Annotated in this window: 17 protein-coding genes; 10 read left to right on the top strand and 7 right to left on the bottom strand. The window is 51.5% G+C overall.

Features of this window, described 5'->3' with window-relative positions; all coding sequences use genetic code 11:
* The 4 genes from KHA84_RS05500 to arr all read left to right on the top strand — a co-directional run bounded on the left by KHA84_RS05500 (position 1) and on the right by arr (position 2747).
* Entirely contained in the window at positions 1–339 is a 339-nt protein-coding gene (locus KHA84_RS05500) for a PoNe immunity protein domain-containing protein (RefSeq protein ID WP_213422532.1), read from the top strand.
* Positions 255–902: a PoNe immunity protein domain-containing protein gene (locus tag KHA84_RS05495; protein ID WP_213422531.1), complete on the top strand. Its 648-nt coding sequence runs from the start codon at positions 255–257 to the stop codon at positions 900–902. The genes KHA84_RS05500 and KHA84_RS05495 overlap by 85 nt, the downstream gene beginning before the upstream one ends.
* Before the next feature lie 277 nt (positions 903–1179).
* The gene (locus tag KHA84_RS05490; RefSeq protein ID WP_213422530.1) at positions 1180–1773 is read left to right on the top strand and encodes a hypothetical protein; all 594 of its coding nucleotides are present in this window, start codon (positions 1180–1182) and stop codon (positions 1771–1773) included.
* Positions 1774–2330: 557 nt separating this feature from the next.
* Positions 2331–2747 (top strand): NAD(+)--rifampin ADP-ribosyltransferase, encoded by a 417-nt coding sequence (gene arr / locus KHA84_RS05485; protein WP_213422529.1) that lies wholly within the window; start codon positions 2331–2333, stop codon positions 2745–2747.
* Between the two features lie 81 nt (positions 2748–2828).
* On the opposite strand, the gene KHA84_RS05480 is transcribed toward arr, so the two are convergent.
* Both KHA84_RS05480 and KHA84_RS05475 read right to left on the bottom strand, forming a co-directional pair.
* The gene (locus KHA84_RS05480; RefSeq protein ID WP_213422528.1) at positions 2829–3629 is read right to left on the bottom strand and encodes an endonuclease I family protein; all 801 of its coding nucleotides are present in this window, start codon (positions 3627–3629) and stop codon (positions 2829–2831) included.
* The gene (locus KHA84_RS05475) at positions 3626–4591 is read right to left on the bottom strand and encodes a S8 family peptidase (protein WP_213422527.1); all 966 of its coding nucleotides are present in this window, start codon (positions 4589–4591) and stop codon (positions 3626–3628) included. Before KHA84_RS05475 ends, KHA84_RS05480 begins: the two co-directional genes overlap by 4 nt.
* 468 nt (positions 4592–5059) lie before the next feature.
* Between KHA84_RS05475 and nhaC the strand changes: the two genes are divergently transcribed.
* The 3 genes from nhaC to KHA84_RS05460 all read left to right on the top strand — a co-directional run bounded on the left by nhaC (position 5060) and on the right by KHA84_RS05460 (position 7805).
* Positions 5060–6439 carry a Na+/H+ antiporter NhaC gene (nhaC, locus tag KHA84_RS05470; protein WP_213422526.1) on the top strand — a complete coding sequence of 460 codons (1380 nt, stop codon included), beginning with the start codon at positions 5060–5062 and terminating at the stop codon, positions 6437–6439.
* Between the two features lie 18 nt (positions 6440–6457).
* Positions 6458–6667, top strand: a complete 210-nt coding sequence (locus tag KHA84_RS05465) for a hypothetical protein (protein WP_213422525.1) — start codon at positions 6458–6460, stop codon at positions 6665–6667.
* Between the two features lie 700 nt (positions 6668–7367).
* Positions 7368–7805, top strand: coding sequence for an SMI1/KNR4 family protein (locus KHA84_RS05460; protein ID WP_213422524.1), 438 nt, complete (start codon positions 7368–7370; stop codon positions 7803–7805).
* Between the two features lie 202 nt (positions 7806–8007).
* Here KHA84_RS05460 and KHA84_RS05455 read toward each other — a convergent pair whose 3' ends face one another.
* Positions 8008–9135, bottom strand: coding sequence for a 2-methylaconitate cis-trans isomerase PrpF family protein (locus KHA84_RS05455; protein WP_213422523.1), 1128 nt, complete (start codon positions 9133–9135; stop codon positions 8008–8010).
* Between the two features lie 147 nt (positions 9136–9282).
* Between KHA84_RS05455 and KHA84_RS05450 the strand changes: the two genes are divergently transcribed.
* Both KHA84_RS05450 and KHA84_RS05445 read left to right on the top strand, forming a co-directional pair.
* Positions 9283–10149 carry a LysR family transcriptional regulator gene (locus KHA84_RS05450; RefSeq protein ID WP_213422522.1) on the top strand — a complete coding sequence of 289 codons (867 nt, stop codon included), beginning with the start codon at positions 9283–9285 and terminating at the stop codon, positions 10147–10149.
* Positions 10150–10289: 140 nt separating this feature from the next.
* Positions 10290–11603: a CitMHS family transporter gene (locus tag KHA84_RS05445; RefSeq protein WP_213422521.1), complete on the top strand. Its 1314-nt coding sequence runs from the start codon at positions 10290–10292 to the stop codon at positions 11601–11603.
* Between the two features lie 60 nt (positions 11604–11663).
* Here the strand turns inward: KHA84_RS05445 and yyaC are convergent, their stop codons facing one another.
* Positions 11664–12263 (bottom strand): spore protease YyaC, encoded by a 600-nt coding sequence (gene yyaC, locus KHA84_RS05440; protein WP_336511098.1) that lies wholly within the window; start codon positions 12261–12263, stop codon positions 11664–11666.
* Between the two features lie 111 nt (positions 12264–12374).
* Between yyaC and KHA84_RS05435 the strand changes: the two genes are divergently transcribed.
* Complete coding sequence (locus tag KHA84_RS05435) at positions 12375–13253, top strand: LysR family transcriptional regulator (RefSeq protein ID WP_213422520.1); 879 nt, start codon at positions 12375–12377, stop codon at positions 13251–13253.
* A gap of 56 nt (positions 13254–13309) precedes the next feature.
* On the opposite strand, the gene tcuA is transcribed toward KHA84_RS05435, so the two are convergent.
* From tcuA to KHA84_RS05420, 3 genes are all read right to left on the bottom strand, one after another.
* On the bottom strand, positions 13310–14800 hold the full coding sequence (gene tcuA, locus KHA84_RS05430) for an FAD-dependent tricarballylate dehydrogenase TcuA (RefSeq protein ID WP_213422519.1): 1491 nt from the start codon (positions 14798–14800) through the stop codon (positions 13310–13312).
* Between the two features lie 148 nt (positions 14801–14948).
* Positions 14949–16094 (bottom strand): glycerate kinase family protein, encoded by a 1146-nt coding sequence (locus tag KHA84_RS05425; RefSeq protein WP_213422518.1) that lies wholly within the window; start codon positions 16092–16094, stop codon positions 14949–14951.
* Positions 16095–16189: 95 nt separating this feature from the next.
* Positions 16190–17284, bottom strand: coding sequence for a tartrate dehydrogenase (locus KHA84_RS05420; protein WP_213422517.1), 1095 nt, complete (start codon positions 17282–17284; stop codon positions 16190–16192).
* Positions 17285–17333: the final 49 nt, after the last annotated feature.

Genomic DNA, 17333 nt, shown 5'->3' with positions numbered 1-17333 from the left:
ATGAGAGACCACTTGAAAGACGAAGCCTTTTTCAAGGAAAAGCTGGCGTTCGAAGACGACTCTATCCGGGAATTCGAGGAGCTGGTAGAGACAGTCGTTCGCGAGCGTGGTGAGGATGATCCCGGGGTCCAGAGCGGTTATATATCCCTCAGCGGCTTTTATTTCAATAAACTGCTTTCAAAGTACTCGGCAGGTGATCCGCTGGAGGAGATTCAGGATATCCTTCCGCACCTTGTCCACCTCATGGAGAAAACTTGGAAACCTCAAGCGATCGAAAGCTACGACTATTACCTGGAAACCGTCTCGCTGTTGTCCATCGGCATGGCTACTCCATCTTAAACAACCTATACCTCAAAAAGCTGAGGGCGCTGTATTCCGCAGGGCGGCCAATAGAAGAAATCGAAGCACTGATGCCCCCGCTGATCGAATCGATGGAGAAAACATGGATCGGCAGAGATATTGAACAGATGCTTTGGGTGCTCTCCGTTGGTGTCATGCTGGAGTTGGAGAATGAGTTATTCAGCCGACTCGTAGACCTCGTGAGGAAGCATGACCTTCAAAATCCTATCATTGAGTTGCTGATCCAAGGCAGTCCAACACCGGAAGGTTCGGCAAGGGTTGAAGCTCCCGATGACAGACTTCTTGATGTCATTAAAAGCGGTAACAAACAAGCGCAGCCAGAGAAATTAAAAGAATACCTAGAGAAATACTGGTATGACAGCAACAAGCATGCCGGCTGGCATGATACCCATAACCACCAGGATGCTATTTACTGTGGGTATTGGAGCTTTGAAAGCGGGGCTCTAGTGAAGATTTTGGGAATCGATGATAGCAGCATGAAGGGTGTTCCATATTATCCGTATGACCTGGTCCACTACAAGAAGGCGTCATGCAACGGGTAACCCGTTTAGTTGAGAGTACAAACAAATTAGCACAATAAACAGTAGTTGTTTTAGCATGCATAGGTATTAGCAAGATATTAACATCATGATCAGCATCTAGATGGATGCTTTTTTTATGACTACGTAATGCACATAAAACCGTGCTTGGAAGGACAACAAGGTATTGACAGGCCAGCAAACCTGCAAGATAATGGAAAAATAAAAAGATATAATCCAAAAATCCCCTCAAAGTCACCCAAAACGGGACAGTTCAAAAACAACATTCAGGAGTGTAGATGTGCCTAATATTGAAGAGGTCATTAAAGTCCAGGAAGAAGTATCAGCTCTTTCTAATGCACCACTTGCTATAGTCGCAGGAGCAATCTGGATTTTCATAACTATCGCATTTATTGCTTTTTTATTTAAAGAAAAAAAAGAGCTTTCTATGAAAGGTTGGATTTATAGTTTTCTCTTCTTGGTTATATTATTTGCTGTAACAGGTTATTTATCTTTCACGATTAAAGAATATAACTTTTCTATGAATGAAAAGAAATGGGAAGAAAATTATTTAAATCCTTACCTTGAGTCGTTGCCGGAAGAAAAAGAAAACATAGAGGACTTTTCTCAGGTTTTGAATGATGATGGAACTTCAATTAAATCTACATATATTAACAAGGATATACAGCCAATAGTAGTAGAAATATCTGAGAGTAAGAAAACAGACAAAAAGAAGCGCATCCAAGTAATCGTACAAAAAGAACAGATAGACCAGGCTTATATCACTTATAAAAAAATAGAAAAAAATATTTCAGAGAAATATACTAAAGATCAATCTTACGAAACAGTTTTACATATACCAAATGATTATAAAGTCATAGTTCCAACAAGGTAATGTAACAGTACAGACGAAAGTAAAAGGGCTATTTGCAGCTTTAGCAGCTTCTCTAATTATCCCTACTTCAGTTTTTCACCCGTATGACCTGGTTCACTACAGATGATGAGTGGCATGAGAGACCGGGTAAAAGACGAATCTTACTTCATCAGGAAATCGGCGTTCGCAACACTCACCTCCGTTTAGAGGGCACTCGGAACGCATTTAGAAGAGGAAGGCCGGGCCTTCCTCTTCCTTTTGGATGAATTCCACCTTACCCCCTCCGAGTTGCCACCTGCAGGGGTCCGAATCCCCACATCCACCCCCTTTCTACTTACAGTAAAAAGTCATGAAAAATAAAGTGTGATGCATATTGTACATGGACGATATGCATCACACTTTTACTGTTGGTATAAAAATTCCACCTGTGTTGCTCAACCATCTGCTAATACTTCTTTTCAACACAAAACCTCTCTACTAACACTATACGGTTATTTTCAACTTATTTACAGACTGTTTTTTTATTTTTGGGGGCACTATACTTACATATCAATCTGAAAATATAGGGGTGGATCAGAATGGAAGAAATAAAAGATCTCTTGGATAAAGGTCCTTTTTTTCACGGTACTAAAGCGGAATTAACTATTGGGGATTTGTTAGAACCGCAACATTTATCAAATTACCAGGATAAAAAATCTAACTATATCTACTTTACCGCAACATTAGAGGCTGCCAAATGGGGTGCTGAATTAGCAAAAGGTAAGGCGAAGGAAAAAATTTATATTGTAGAACCACTAGGTGATTTTGAAAATGATCCAAATTTAACTGACCAAAGATTTCCTGGGAATCCGACACGCTCGTACAGGTCAAAGTCTCCTTTAAAAGTAATCGCTGAATTGGGTTTATGGGAAAGACATTCCGACGAAGAGATCAATCATATGCTGGCATCTTTGAAAAAGCTTGCTGAAGAAGGAAAAAATATAATATACGATTAATAGACCCATATAAATGGGAGTCTACGGAGTCCCCACCACCGCACACAATCCGAAAGCCGCCCGATTTTCAGGCGGCTTTCTTCATATCCCGATTATTTCTTTCGCCAGCTCCGGATAGTCGATAAACGGATTGCGGTTCCCCTGCAGCTCCTGGATAGCGGCGTTTCTGTGTTTCTCATAGACATTCACTGGATGCTCCTGGTGCCACCTCAGCAGCAGCTTCAAATCCATTTTGTCTTTCATCCTGATCGCATCACTATATCTGACCGCAAAATAGAAGACAGCCCGCGCAGCAATCCCCTTCCCATATTCAGGCTCGAACTTCCCGTCTTCCGCCATTCCGCAGCCGCTCCGGATTTTGTCAGCCCGGAATTCGGGAACGTACGATTCGAAATCATGGTACGGGTAGTTGCTTCTCATGCTGTTGCAGGCGGGTTCGCAGGCGAACAGGTGATGGAGGTCCCCTCTCATCGGCTCTTTTTCACCGAACCAGGATTGGGGCACGACATGCTCCGTGTTAAAGACGGTTTTCTTGCTGTCCGCGCCCTCCGTTTGCAGGAGCATCAGGTCTTCTTCGATGGTCTTGAGCGGATCGAGGCTTGCGCCCGAGTACAGGCTTTTCAGCTTGCAGTTTTCCTGGAGATCGACCCACGGATAGACGTATTGATGCGGTGCATACTTTAGCGGGCGGGTGTGCGTGCCGGCGAGCAGCAGGTGGATCTTTTCCGGAAGGTGTCCGTCCCCGAAATCCACTTGGCTGTAGTAGACGGACCGCACTTCTTGATCCTTCTCCGAGTCATAATACGGTTCATTTAGCACGCGGTTGATATAGGTGGTCTGGGCGGCAATCCGTGCTTCCGAAATGCTGGTTTCTTTGATCATGTCGCACTCATGACAGCGGCTTTTACTTTTTCGGTGAAGATTTGTGCCAGGTGCTCCGGAACGGTCAGATAGACGAGGCCGTTTCCTTCCAGTTTCGGCGAGTTGCCGAGCGGAACGGTCCGTTTGATCAGTTGGGCATACAGCTCCGGTTCCGACAGCTTTCTTCCGAATTGCTGGGTGGCGTACACTTTGATCAGCGCCAGTGCTCCGGAGACGTGAGGGGCGGCCATCGATGTGCCGCTGAGCGTGGCGTATTTTCCATTCAGATGGGTGGAGAGGATCTCCTCGCCGGGCGCCACGCAATCCACTTCGTTGTGGGAATTCGTGAATTCGGACGGGTCGCGCTCGAGGTTAATCGCCCCGACACTGATGACTTCGTTGTAGCAGCCGGGATAAGCGAATTCGTCCGTGGAGTCATCGCCGTCGCCTTCATTGCCCGCCGCACAAACGACGAGAATGTTTTTCTCGACCGCCGCTTTGACGGCTTTGTAAAGATCGGGGACATCAACGGGGCCGCCGAGGGACATGGAAATAATATCGGCGCCCTGGTCGATCGCATAGTGGATGCCCTTGATAATCCACTCGTACTGGCCGGATCCGTTCCGGTTCAGCACCTTCACGATGAGGAGGTCCGCTTCCGGTGCGACCCCGACAACCCCCGCATCGTTTGCCTGCGCGGCGATCGTTCCCGCGACATGCGTACCGTGCCCGTTGTAATCCGCATAAATCCCGGGGTTGCTTTTGTCGTCATCCGTGAAATTGCGGCCGCCGATAATCCGTTCCTTCAGATCAGGGTGATTGACGTCACAGCCCGTATCCAGGACAGCGACTTTGATGCCTTTGCCTTTGGTCTCATCCCAGATTTCTGGTGCCTGAATCAATTCCACACCTTTCGGCACTTCCTTGACGGACTCTTCCTGCTGAATCAACGTATGAGGAATCACGCGAACGTAGTGCTTCATCTTTTCCCCTCCCCTTTAGAGATTCAAATCGAAGCCGGTTCATGATGTAGACTTTATTTTAACAATTTTGAATAGTTTCCGACAGTGCCATTTGTAGGGGATTGGGCACCGCCCTTATTCCCAAGACGACGGTCTTACCGGGGCTATTTCCCCGCCCGGCTCCGTTCCCTTTTGAGGCCGCTTATTGACAAATGGCCGGATCATCCGTAAATTAGACTTACACTTCAGCACGGCAAATAACGACAATCTGTCAGCAGACGCATTAGCTTCGGCTTCCCGCAGCAAAAAGAGATCGGATGGTTGGTGCGAATCCGAGCGGAACCGAAGTGAATTACATCTGCATGCTTGAGGCAGATTCATTTAGAGTGGGCAAGCTTTTCTTGTCAATTAGGGTGGTACCGCGAAGCCTCTTCGTCCCTATTTGGAGAAGGGCTTTTTTTGTGCGTTTTTTTAAAGGGGGAGAGAGCAATGTTGCAGTCGGCAAAGTTAAGGTTACCGGTTTGGGAAGCGGTTTTGGTGTTGCTCGTGATTTTCGCATCCATCAGCGTCGGGATTATCGCGCTTGGCATGGTTCCGCATCTTCCCATCATTTTTGCGATCATTTTTCTGATGCTGTACGGAAAGATCAAGGGGGTTCGCATTCATGAACTCGAAAAGGGATTGATTCAGGGGGCGTCGTCGGGCCTGGGTGCCGTCTACATCTTTTTCTTTATCGGCATGCTGATCAGCAGCTGGATGGCGAGCGGGACGATCCCGACCCTCATGTATTATGGTTTTCATTTGTTCTCCGATTTGCCGCTGTATTTCTCTGTATTCGTCGTGACGTCGATCGTGGGAATCGGGATCGGCAGTGCGTTCACGACCGCAGCGACGATCGGCGTGGCATTTATCGGCATGGCCACGGCACTGGATGCCTCTTTGGCTGTGACGGCGGGCGCCATTGTTTCCGGAGCCTTTCTGGGAGATAAAATGTCCCCCCTTTCGGAAACGACCAACCTCGCTTCCGAAACCGTGGGCGTCCCCCTGTTTGAACACATCAAGAACATGATGTGGACCACCGTTCCGGCGTTCATCATCAGCGCCATCGTGTTTGTGGTGCTTTCGCCGGAAAGAGGGCAAAACACGAAAGACATCGGGACATTCCTGCAGGCACTGAGAGAGTACAGCCATATCGGCTGGATCGCGTTTATTCCGTTTGTCATTGTCGCTGTTCTTGCGATGATGAAAGTGTCGGCGATTCCGACTTTGTCTGCGGGCATTGTGAGCAGTGTGGTGATCGCGTTTATCCAGGACCGTTCCATCACGTTTCCGGGAATGGCCGACATTCTGTTTTCCGGGTTCGTCATGGAAAGCGATGTGGAGGCATTGAACGCCGTGCTTTCCGGTGGCGGAATCGAGAGCATGATGTTTTCCATCTCATTGGTGTTACTAGCGCTCGGTATGGGCGGGCTGCTGTTTTTGCTGGGAATCATCCCGACGATTTTGCAGGCAGTCGAAGCGCTGCTGACAAGCGCGCTGCGACTTGTTTCCGCCACAGCCCTTACGGCAATCGGCCTGAATTTCTTTGTCGGCGAGCAGTACTTGTCCATCCTCATCACAGGAAAAGCATTTGAAGGGCAATACACCAAGCTCGGTTACAATAAAAAGACGTTATCCAGGGCGTTGGAGGACACCGGCACGGTGATCAACCCGCTTGTCCCGTGGGGAGTCGCCGGCGTGTTTATCGCGGGCGTACTCGGCGTCCCAACCTTGGACTACGTGCCATTCGCCCTGTTCTGCCTGCTCAGCCCGGTCCTGACAATTCTGAGCGGCGTGACCCAGATCGGGTTGTCCAAACAACCGAGTTGATCAAAAGGGGAGCGGAATTTGGAGCAGCTGGAGAGACCTTATCTCGGTCATGCATGCGACAGCATTCGACAAGGTTTTTTTTGTGACTGCCCTTCCCCCGACGCGATCTTTTGGTTCGACTGTGAGGAGATCGCCATGACCGACTATAACCGCGAGGAAGTTTTGGCGTTGGGGGAAATGAATAAGATTGGCAACGGAATGACTTCCATTATTACTCTTATGACATGACCGCAATAATAATTGAAAAGAAGGCGCCCCTATCGGGCACCTTCTTTTTGTAATCTGTCCATAACTGACCATCAAGGCGGCTTGCGCTCCCATATAGGGCAATCAGCATCTTCATCAGCAAAACAAGAAACAACGTTTATACAAAAATGCTACTTTATTCCTTTATGTAGAATAGTATTCACTACTCTTAGCCTAGTAAGTTTTTGATCGGCAAATGGTATAATTATAGGACAGCGGTGCGGCATGCAAGGGTGACCTGCCCACTCCCAGCCGAAAGGGGGTGAGGCTTGTGTCTATTCATGAGGCACTTATGTTTGCTGTCGCATTTGCGGCGCTTGTCGCTACCATTATGGAATCAGCACAGAAAAAATGACCCCCCGTTTGAGAATAGCCGCTCGATGGTGAGGTCATTTTTTGCTTGATCCATATTTTTCGGGCAGGATTCCCCTGCACCGTATCCGCTGGGCCATCCGGTTGCCCCCGGGTGGCTTTTTGGCGGATTCGACTCTTATCGACATTAGTATACCACCGATGGAGTGGTTCTCAAACGGATACGCGGCGGGTTGGGTGTTAAAAAAGCCCCCTTCACCCCGGCCCCCGGCAGCGAACTGTCTGAGCAATCCCCCTTTAGGTTATATGATGATCGTTTCCCTATGATTCATGGCATTTTATGCATAACCGGATGACGAGGTGCATTCAGATGGATCAGCTTAAGCGGCGGTACACCACACACTACCCTGGCGAGGGCACAACCGAAAAGCAATTGGATGAAATCGAAAAGGCGCTGGGCATCCGGCTTCCAAAATCGTTCCGGGAAATTTCCGCGTTCTACAGCGGCGGCCTTCTCGGCGGCATCAGCCACTTCGCCATTCCGGATGACTGGGAACCCAACATCAAGCAGGAAACGCTGCGGCTGAGGGAAAGCATCGGACTCCCCTCCCGCTTCATCGTGTTGGGCGAGCCGCCTGAAAGCCTGATTGTCATGGACACTTCCGGCAATCCGGAAGTGATCTGGACGGATGCGGCGGACGCGGCGAATTGGGCCGACCGAGCGCTCGCTTCCCCGGTGGATGCATGGGAGACGTATGGGGCGTTTTTTGAAGTGCTCTTGGCGGAGGAGGAAGAGGAGCGGAAGTAAGCGGAATTATGACGAGTGCTTCTAAATGGTGGGCGAGTGCGTTCAAATTTATCATGAGTGCTTCCAAACCGGGGGCGAGTGCTTTCAAAATGGCGCTGAGTGCTTCAAAAATTTCAAAAGGAAGGCTTCCGCTGAGAGCGGAAGCCAATTATAGCTTTTATCGGCGTCCCAACCTGGGGCGCCGTTTTTGGCGGCTGACCAGTTAGGCCAGGCTATACGTATACTCATAGTTTTTCTTCGTGTAGACGGTCCCTTCTAGGATTGTGCGTGCCGTGCGTACGACTTTGATCGAGCTGATGTTGCCGGCGATCAGGTCGACTTTGGTTTCCATGATGCCTGCCGGGTGGCCCAGCCGGATGACTTCCTGCTTGGGCTCGACCAGGTCATACAGGAGCGTGTCTTTCAGGAAGATGGCTGTTGTCGAGCAGATGGCCCCTGTGATGGCCAGTGCCTGATGAGGTTTTTGCATCGACATCATCCGGATCGTGCAGTCCATGTTTTCGGCTTTCCTGAGGATGCCGGTGACATCCATGTAATCCTGAGGCCGTGCGATAAGGGTCAGTTTTGGAACTGCCGGTGACTTCACTGTCGCCTCTTCTCTGGATGCAAAACCGCACAGTTCGGCTGCAATGGAGCGGATTTCCTCCAGTTCGTCGAGTTTTTCCTGAGACAGCTCGTGAGGCAGTTCGGCGCCTGTCAGTCCGACTTCTTCAGCCCTGACGAAGACCAGCGGATTGGCAGAATCAACGATCGAGATGGACACCGTACCCTTGGATGTTGTGATCTGCTCGACCGGTTTTCCTGTCGGCAGCACCTTTCCCGTGACGGCCCCTTCGGCATCTTTGAACGCCAGGTAGATCGGCGAGCCGGTTCCCGGGACGCCCGGGATCGAGCACAGTCCCTCCGTTTTCACCTGCCCGTCCTCGACTTCCACTTCTGCACCGATCATTTTTTTCGTGTTCGTATTGAAGATCCTCACTTTGGTCACCGGCTCAACAGCTGCCACCAGCCCCTGCTGGATGGCATACGGCCCGACCGCGGATGAAATGTTTCCGCAATTCCCCTTGAAATCGACCATCTGGTGCTCGATGCTGACCTGGGCAAATGTATACTCTACGTCCACTCCGGCAAGTTTCGACTGCTTGATGATCGCCACTTTGCTGGTCAGTGAGTTGGCTCCGCCAAGCCCGTCAATCTGCCTGCGGTCCGGGCTTCCCATAATATCCAGAAGGAACTCCTCCCAGAGGGACCGGTCTGCCGGCATATCGTCGAAATTGATGAATACGCCCTTGCTGGTTCCGCCTCGCATCACCACTACAGGAACTTTCATGTCACCAACCATCCTTTACTTAATTTTTCAATCATTCAAACCCTACTTGTAGAAAATATAGTATGATAGCTACAGTCATAAGTAAAATAGATATTTTGTTAACTAAAAGCAATAAAAAACTTATAACCGACAGAGGAGGGGACATGAATGGATGAAAAAGATTGGACTGCGATCAGAGTCCTTTATGAAGAAAAAAATATCAGCAGAGCTGCAGAACGCTTGTACATCTCCCAGCCGGCACTCAGTTACAGGCTCAAAAACCTGGAAGCTGAGTTTGGGACCAAGATTTTTTTCAAAATTAAGGGAGGAATTGAGTTCACGCCGGAGGGCACCCATCTGGCTGAATATGCCGATGAAATGATCAAAAAACTGCAACACACGAAAGACTATATGATGAATATGCAGGGTGAAGTCAAAGGAACCTTGCGGCTGGGCGTTTCCAGTAACTTTGCCCAATATAAACTCCCGAAAATTCTAAAGGAGTTCTCCACCGAATACCCACAAGTCCAGTTCAGCGTCAATACAGGGTGGAGTACCGAGGTGATGGACCTGCTTAACTCCTCTACGGTTCAGTTGGGGATATTCCGCGGGGATTATGAATGGTACGGAGAAAGAAAACTGTTGCATACCGAAAACTTATGCCTGATTTCCGCACAAGAGATTTCCATCGAAAACTCGGCTGACCTCCCCTTTATCAATTACAAAACCGATAATTCACTGAAAGCCCTGATCATGGGGTGGTGGCAGGATCAGTTTTCGGAACCTCCGGAGGTTGTGATGGAGACTGATCGTCTGGAAACCTGTAAAGAGATGGTGAAGAATGATTTGGGAATCGCCGTTGTTCCGCAGATCTGCCTCCAGCCGTCGGATCATCTATATGTCTACGAACTCTCTTATAAAGATGGAAATCCGGTCAGCAGGCATACTTGGCTGATGTATGACCAGGACTTACTCAAACTGCCCACGGTACGAAGCTTTGTGGAGTTTCTTGAAGACCGACCTTCCGGATTATAAATATTTTTTTGCAAAACATCTAAAATAAAACTATTTCACTTATCCTTCTCCTTATAATATTCTAAAAACAATACTTTTTTCGATGCTTTTTTTGTTATCATCGATGAAAGCGATTACTTATTTTGGGGGAGGGATTCACCATGCTTACGTTCTTGGGCATAGCAATGGTCATTACATTTACTTATCTGATCATGGCGAAAAAGTTATCACCGGTCACTGCGCTTGTCGCAATCCCTATTATATTTGCAGTGATTGCCGGCTTTAGGTTAGAGCTTGGGGACATGATGATGGACGGTCTCAAAGAAGTCGCCCCTTCAGCTGCCCTGCTGCTGTTTGCCATTCTGTTCTTCGGAATCCTGATTGATGCGGGATTATTTGATCCCATGATTAATAAGATTACAAAATTGGTTAAGGGGGACCCTGCCAAGATCGCATTGGGCACAGCAGTCATTGCCATGACTGCTGCCCTGGACGGTGACGGAACCACGACCCATATGATCACCATTTCCGCGATGTTTGCCCTGTATCTCCGGATCGGCATGAATCCTCTTATACTCGGAACGATCTCCTTGCTTTCAGTCAGTGTCGTGAGCGGACTGACACCGTGGGGAGGACCAGCTACAAGAGCCATCGCTTCATTGGGACTGGACGCCGATGAATTCTTCCTCCCGATTATCCCTACGATGCTTGGAGGAATGGCCTCTATCCTGTTCATTGCTTATATCCTCGGCCTGAAAGAGCGGGCCAGGCTCGGAGTCGTTGAAGTAAAGAACAATTCCAGCGTCTCCTTGGGCATGACTGAAATGGCGGTATCTGCTACAGCCGCTGCAGAAAATAGCCTGAAGCGCCCGAAACTCAGAATCGTCAACCTGATTCTCGTTGTCACTGTTATGTCGCTGTTGGTCATGGGCGTCATGCCAGTAGCAGTGCTGTTCCTGATCGGATTCGTTCTTGCCTGTGTCATCAACTACCCGAACATCGATCTGCAAAAGGAACGGATTCAGGCACACGCAGGAAATGCGCTGACAGTCGTTGTGCTCGTATTCGCAGCAGGGATTTTCTCGGGGATCTTCTCCGGAACAGGAATGGTCGACGCCATCTCGAATGCGCTGATCGCCATCATTCCGGAATCCGCCGGCGGCTTCTTCCCTCTGATTGTCGCGATCACGAGCATGCCATTCACGTTTGTCCTGTCCAATGACGCTTACTACTTTGGTGTCCTGCCGATCTTGGCAGAAGCGGGCACGGCATATGGTGCGAGTGCTATGGAAATCGCCAGGGCTTCCGTACTGGGACAGCCGGTACACTTCCTCAGCCCGTTGGTGGCTTCCACGCTCCTTCTGACCGGTATGATCAAGCGTGATCTCGGGGAAATCCAGAAGTTCGCCTTTAAATGGGCCTTCCTCTGCTCCGTGTTCATGATCATCGTCGCTGTTCTGACCGGCGTCATCTGATCAAAACAAAAAACCATCCGGACCGGGAATGACCTGGTTCGGATGGTTTTTTGATGTGTTTTAGAGTTGTTCTTCGTGCGGCAGAGCTCCTGTGATGACTTTCACAATCGCCTGCGCAAGCATCATGACGGTGTACAGCCTCGTGTCGTTCAGGAACTGCGAGGTCGGGAGCGGATCGATGTAATTCACGACACCCGCAAAATGATAATCGCCGACGGACGGAAGGACTTTTTCAATTCCCTTGCCCGGCTTCAGGGGTCCCTCTTTAAAGATGACGGAGCCCGCTTCTTCCTTCGTACCGAGGGAGGCATCAATGCTGAAAATAAGCGGCTCGGTGAACTGCCGATTGATTTCCTTGATGGTTCCTTTCAGATTGAATGCGTGGACCGGGTCTTTTAATGTCCCGTATACCTTGTATGGGGCTTGGCTGTCTTCAAGCATCGTTCCCACAAGGGGGCCGAGGGAATCCCCGACGTACCTGTCCGACCCGATGCAGAGGAAGACGACTTCCCTACCAGCGGCTGAAGCCTGCCTGATGATTTCTCCGATGGTCAGGGACAGGACCGCAATCTCGTTTTCTGCTGTTTCCCCGCTGGGTTTCAGATAAAATGGGGTGGAGTCTTGCAGACGATTTTCAGGATCCCGGAATAACGAACACACAATCATCACCCTCACGTTTTGGCATGAACTAACTTTGTCTCTATCATATCCTAACCGGGAGATGAACAGGAAATACAATGTTCGAAAGTCTATGGAAAGGAGGGGAAAAGATTGGATGAACGGGATTGGATCCTGATCCAGACGCTGTATCAGGAAAAGAACATCACAAAGGCGGCCCAGATGCTCTACATCTCACAGCCAGCCCTGACGAACCGGCTCCACCAGCTGGAACGAAAACTGAATGTGAAAATCGTCAACAGAGGACGTCGCGGCGTCCAGTTCACGCCTCAGGGGGAATACCTGGCGAAAGAAGCATCGGAAATGCTGAAGTCGATTCAGCGGATCAAGGAAAACGTGCTGAATTTCGAGGACCGGCTCACCGGGACCCTGAGGCTCGCCGTCTCCAACTTCTCGACCGACTACCTCATGCCCAGCCTGCTGAAGGCGTTCAAGGATGAGTATCCGGGCATTGAATTCAAGGTCACCACCGGCTTTAGCAGCGATATCACGGATCTGATCTACAACCATGAGGTCCACATCGCGATTGTACGGGGGGACTATGCCTGGAACGGACAAAAGCATCTATTGTTTGAAGATACCCTGAGTATTGCTGCCGACCGGGAAATCGATATCCGAAAACTGCCCGAACTGCCGCGAATCGACTATCATACCGATCCGGTCCTGAAGCATTCCATCGATCATTGGTGGCACGAAAACTTCTCCGAGCCGCCCCTCGTCAGCATCGAGGTGGACAAGGCCGGCACGTGCAAGAAACTCGTGGCAAACGGGCTGGGCTACGGGATTCTGCCGTCGATGGTCCTGAGGGGCAACGATGACATTCACTCGAACGTGATCCATACCGCCGACGGCAATCCGATTGTCCGCAAAACCTGGATGCTCTACCACGAGGAGTCGCTGGAGCTCAATATCGTGAAGGCGTTCGTCAACTTCGTGAAGGAATCAGATGCCATGGAATGGCTGACGGATTGAAATTGAGGCAATCAAAAAGAGCATCCGCCTGTTGGGCAGATGCTCTTTAATATTGATCAAACTGTAACTTTTGCCTGCGAGTAGCGCGCAGCGGAGGTGCCGGCCTGTTTTCCGAATACTGCTCCGGACATGAGTCCCGAGCCGCCCGGGTAGTTGTGGTAGAAGATGCCGCCGACCATTTCGCCTGCCGCGTAGAGTCCGGCAATCGGGTTTTCCTGCTCGTCCAAGACCTCGCCCTCAGGGCTGACATGCACGCCGCCGAATGCGAACGTGATGCCGCATGTGAGCGGGTAGGCGTAAAACGGTGCCTGGTCAAGGGTCAGCGCCCAGTTGGACTTTGGCGGGGTGATGCCCACCGTGCCCTTGCCGTCCTTCACGGTCGGGTTGTACTCCCCTTCCTGGACAGCCGCGTTGTACGCATTGATTGTTTCGAGGAATTGCTCTTTGTCGACCTTCATCAGGTCAGCCAGTTCTTCGAGAGTATCTGCCTGGAGGACTGTGGCTTCTTCAAGATTGTATTCCTTGCGCAGCATCGGACGGACCTGTGCGTCAAACAGCTGAAAAGCCGTCTGGTCCGGCTGTTTCAGCACTTCTCGGCCGTATTTGGCATACGTATAGTTCCGGAAGTCGGCCCCTTCGTCCACGAACCTCTTTCCTTCCTTGTTGACCAGTAGACCGAGAGGGAAGGAGGATTTTTTGTAGATGTCGCCCGGTTTGTTGAAGTCCCCGACCTTTGGCGCGTTGTAGTCCGTCCCGATCGAGTGGCAGCCGTCCCACTGGCCGTATTTCTGCGCACCCGCGGAAAGTGCCATCCGGATGCCGTCGCCTGTGTTGAACTCGGTTCCGCGCACGATCGCCGCTTCCCACTCCTTGCCCATTTCCTTGCTTCTCATTTCCTTATTGGCCTCGAAGCTGCCGGATGCCAGGACCACACTCGGCGCATGGACAGTCATTTCTTTTCCATCCTGTTCGAGCACCAGGCCGGAGACGCGACCCTCGTCCATGATAAGATCCGTTGCACGCGAGTTGTACCAGATGTCGATGCCGAGTTCCTCGGAACGTTTGATCAGGTCGTTGATAAGGCCGATTCCTTTGTTTTTGGTGCGGATCGGAAGGCCACCCCAGAAATGGCGCTTGCCGTCTTTTTCGAACGACTGGTTCTCGAAATTCAGCTCGAACTGGACGCCCTGCTCCGCCATCCAGGCGATGGTCTCATAGGACTTGGAGATCAACTGGTTGGCCAGCTTCGGATCGCTCTTGCCTTCCGTGACGCGCATCAGGTCTGCATGGAAGTACTCCTGCGTGTACTCGGGCATTTCGATTTTCTCCGCCTCTGCGTCCGTGAGCGGAATCACTTTTCGAATGGCATCCAGGTTCCCGTAGGCAACCCGGATTGCCCCGTCCGTGAAGAAGGAGTTCCCGCCCCGCTTTTCTTTCGGTCCGCGCTCAAGGACAAGAACTTCCGCTCCGTTTTCCCTTGCCGCAATGGCCGAACACAGTGCAGCGTTCCCCGCTCCTGCAACGATTACGTCGTAATTCTTTGTCATCTATATTCCTCCTGCGATTTCTTTGATGAATCTATCGTAAGATGAATGGTAGGATAAATAAAATATCGTTATTGTATGTATAACCATACAAATAGGTTATGGCTGATTACGAAAAAGGAAGGTCCCGGAATTGTTCGGGACCTTCCTTTTATGGTTTTGCCGAAAACCCGATCAGCCGGAAAATCTGTTCGGCGGCGATGCGGAGGTTGCGCCTGGCGGTTTCGGGGGCCATCGCCTCTTCCAGCGTGACCACTTCCTTCAGGACGGAGAAATAGGCGGTGACGCCGAGCTGGTTCAGTTCAGCAGCTTCTTCGGAGACACTGCCGGCAAGTGCGATAACAGGCTTACCGTGCTTTTGGGCGAGTCCGGCGACTCCCATCGCCGCCTTGCCCATGGAAGACTGGGCGTCCATGCGGCCTTCTCCTGTGATGACATAATCGGCTTGCTGCACTTTTTCCTCCAGCCCGATTGTGTCCAGGATCAGTTCAATCCCGCTCCGGAGTTCGGCATCCAGGAGTCCGGCGAAGGCGGCACCAAGTCCGCCGGCCGCTCCGGCGCCGGGAATCTCCTGGATGTCCTTTCCGAGTTCCGCCTTCACCACTTCAGCGAAGTTGCGGAGACCGTCGTCCAGTTCTTCCACCATTTTAGGCGTCGCTCCTTTTTGCGGACCATAGATATGGGCAGCCCCCTGCTCTCCGTGCAAAGGATTGTTCACGTCGCAGGCGACCTGGATGTCGAGATTTTTGATGTCGGGGTGTAGAGCTGAGATATCGGCCGACCGGATGGCGCCGAGCGCCGCCCCGCCCCTCGGCACTTCTTCCCCCATCTCGTCCAGAAAGTGGCAGCCGAGCGCCTGCAGCATGCCAACCCCCGCGTCATTCGTCGCGCTGCCGCCGAGGCCGACAATGAGTGAACGGGCTCCTCTGGAGGCAGCATCCAAGATCAGCTCGCCGACACCGTAGCTGGTCGCCTTTAGCGGATTGCGTTTGGTCTCTGAAATAAGCGGCAGCCCGCACGCCTCGGCGATTTCGATGACGGCGGTTATGCCGTCGCCGAGGATCCCGTAGGCAGCGTCGACCGGCTCGCCAAGCGGGCCGGTCACCCGGGTTCGGATGAGTTCTCCGCCCGTTGCCTGGACAAGCGCGTCGACGGTGCCTTCCCCGCCGTCAGCGAGGGGGACGACTTCGGTTTCCGCGTCCGGAATTGCCCTACGGATGCCGGCCGCGGTGGCTTCCCCAGCTTCAGCCGAGGTGAGGCTCCCTTTAAATGAATCGATGGCAATGAGGATGTTCACCGGAATCACCTTCCTTATTCAATGAGGGGCTGCCGGATGGCAACCCCTCGTCTATTCCTTCATTCTTCTTTGTACCCAGAAAGTCCTTTTACGCCTTACGCTTCCACATTCACCTTTGACAGGTTCTTGATGATTGCGTCGGTAATTTCCACTGTATCTGCAGTGCCACCGATGTCACGGGTGAGGACGCCCTGGCCCGTCGTATCGGCAATCGCTTGGTTGACGCGGTCTGCCTCTTCCTTCAGTCCGAGATGGTCGAGCATGAGCGCCGCGCTGCCGATCGTACCGATCGGGTTGGCGATGCCTTTGCCCGCGATATCCGGCGCTGAGCCATGGACGGATTCGAACATGCTCGGTGCGCTATGATCCGGGCTAAGGTTGGCGCTTGCTGCAATGCCGAGGCTTCCGGCAAGCGCGCTGCCAAGGTCGGACAGAATGTCGGCGAACAGGTTGGATGCGACGACGACTTCGAGGTCTTCCGGATGGAGGACAAAGTGCGCCGCCATTGCGTCAACGAGCCATTGGTCGGTTTCGACATCCGGATAATCCTTTGCTACTCGGGCGAACACTTCATCCCAGAGCACCATGCCGTATTGCTGGGCGTTGCTCTTTGTCACGCTCGTGACTTTTTTGCGCTTGCGGGTGCGGGCAAGGTCGAATGCGAAGCGGATGATCCGCTCGGTGCCCTTTTCGGTGAACAGCGCCGACTGGACGGCGACTTCCCCGCCCGGGCCGCGCCCTTGGAAGTTGCGGCCGCCGATGCCGGAGTACTCGCCTTCCGAGTTTTCGCGGACGAGGATCCAGTTGAGGCTTTCCGGGTCCGGATGGTTGATGCGGTGCGGGACGCCCGGCAGGAATTCGACCGGGCGGATGTTCGCCCACTGGTCGAGGCCCTGACAGATTGCGAGACGCAGGCCCCACAGGCTTACATGGTCAGGTACGCCCGGGAAGCCGACTGCACCAAAGTAGATTGCGTCATAGTTGCGCATTTTCTCCACGCCGTCCTCATCCATCATCTTGCCGTGCTCAAGATAATACTCACAGCCCCACGGGAAATGATCGTATTCAAATGCGAACTTCCCGTTTGATTCCTCGGCGAGGTGATCCAGGACGCGCAGCCCCTCCTTGATGACTTCCTTACCGATTCCGTCTCCCGGAATGACTGCAATCTTGAATGTCTGTTCTGCCATCGTCATGCTCCTCCTTCGTGATTCGTGTTATCTGAATCTTAGATTAACG

It is taken from the genome of Bhargavaea massiliensis (assembly GCF_018390575.1).
Lineage (GTDB): Bacteria > Bacillota > Bacilli > Bacillales_A > Planococcaceae > Bhargavaea > Bhargavaea massiliensis.
This window is presented reverse-complemented; position numbering and strand designations above follow the sequence as displayed.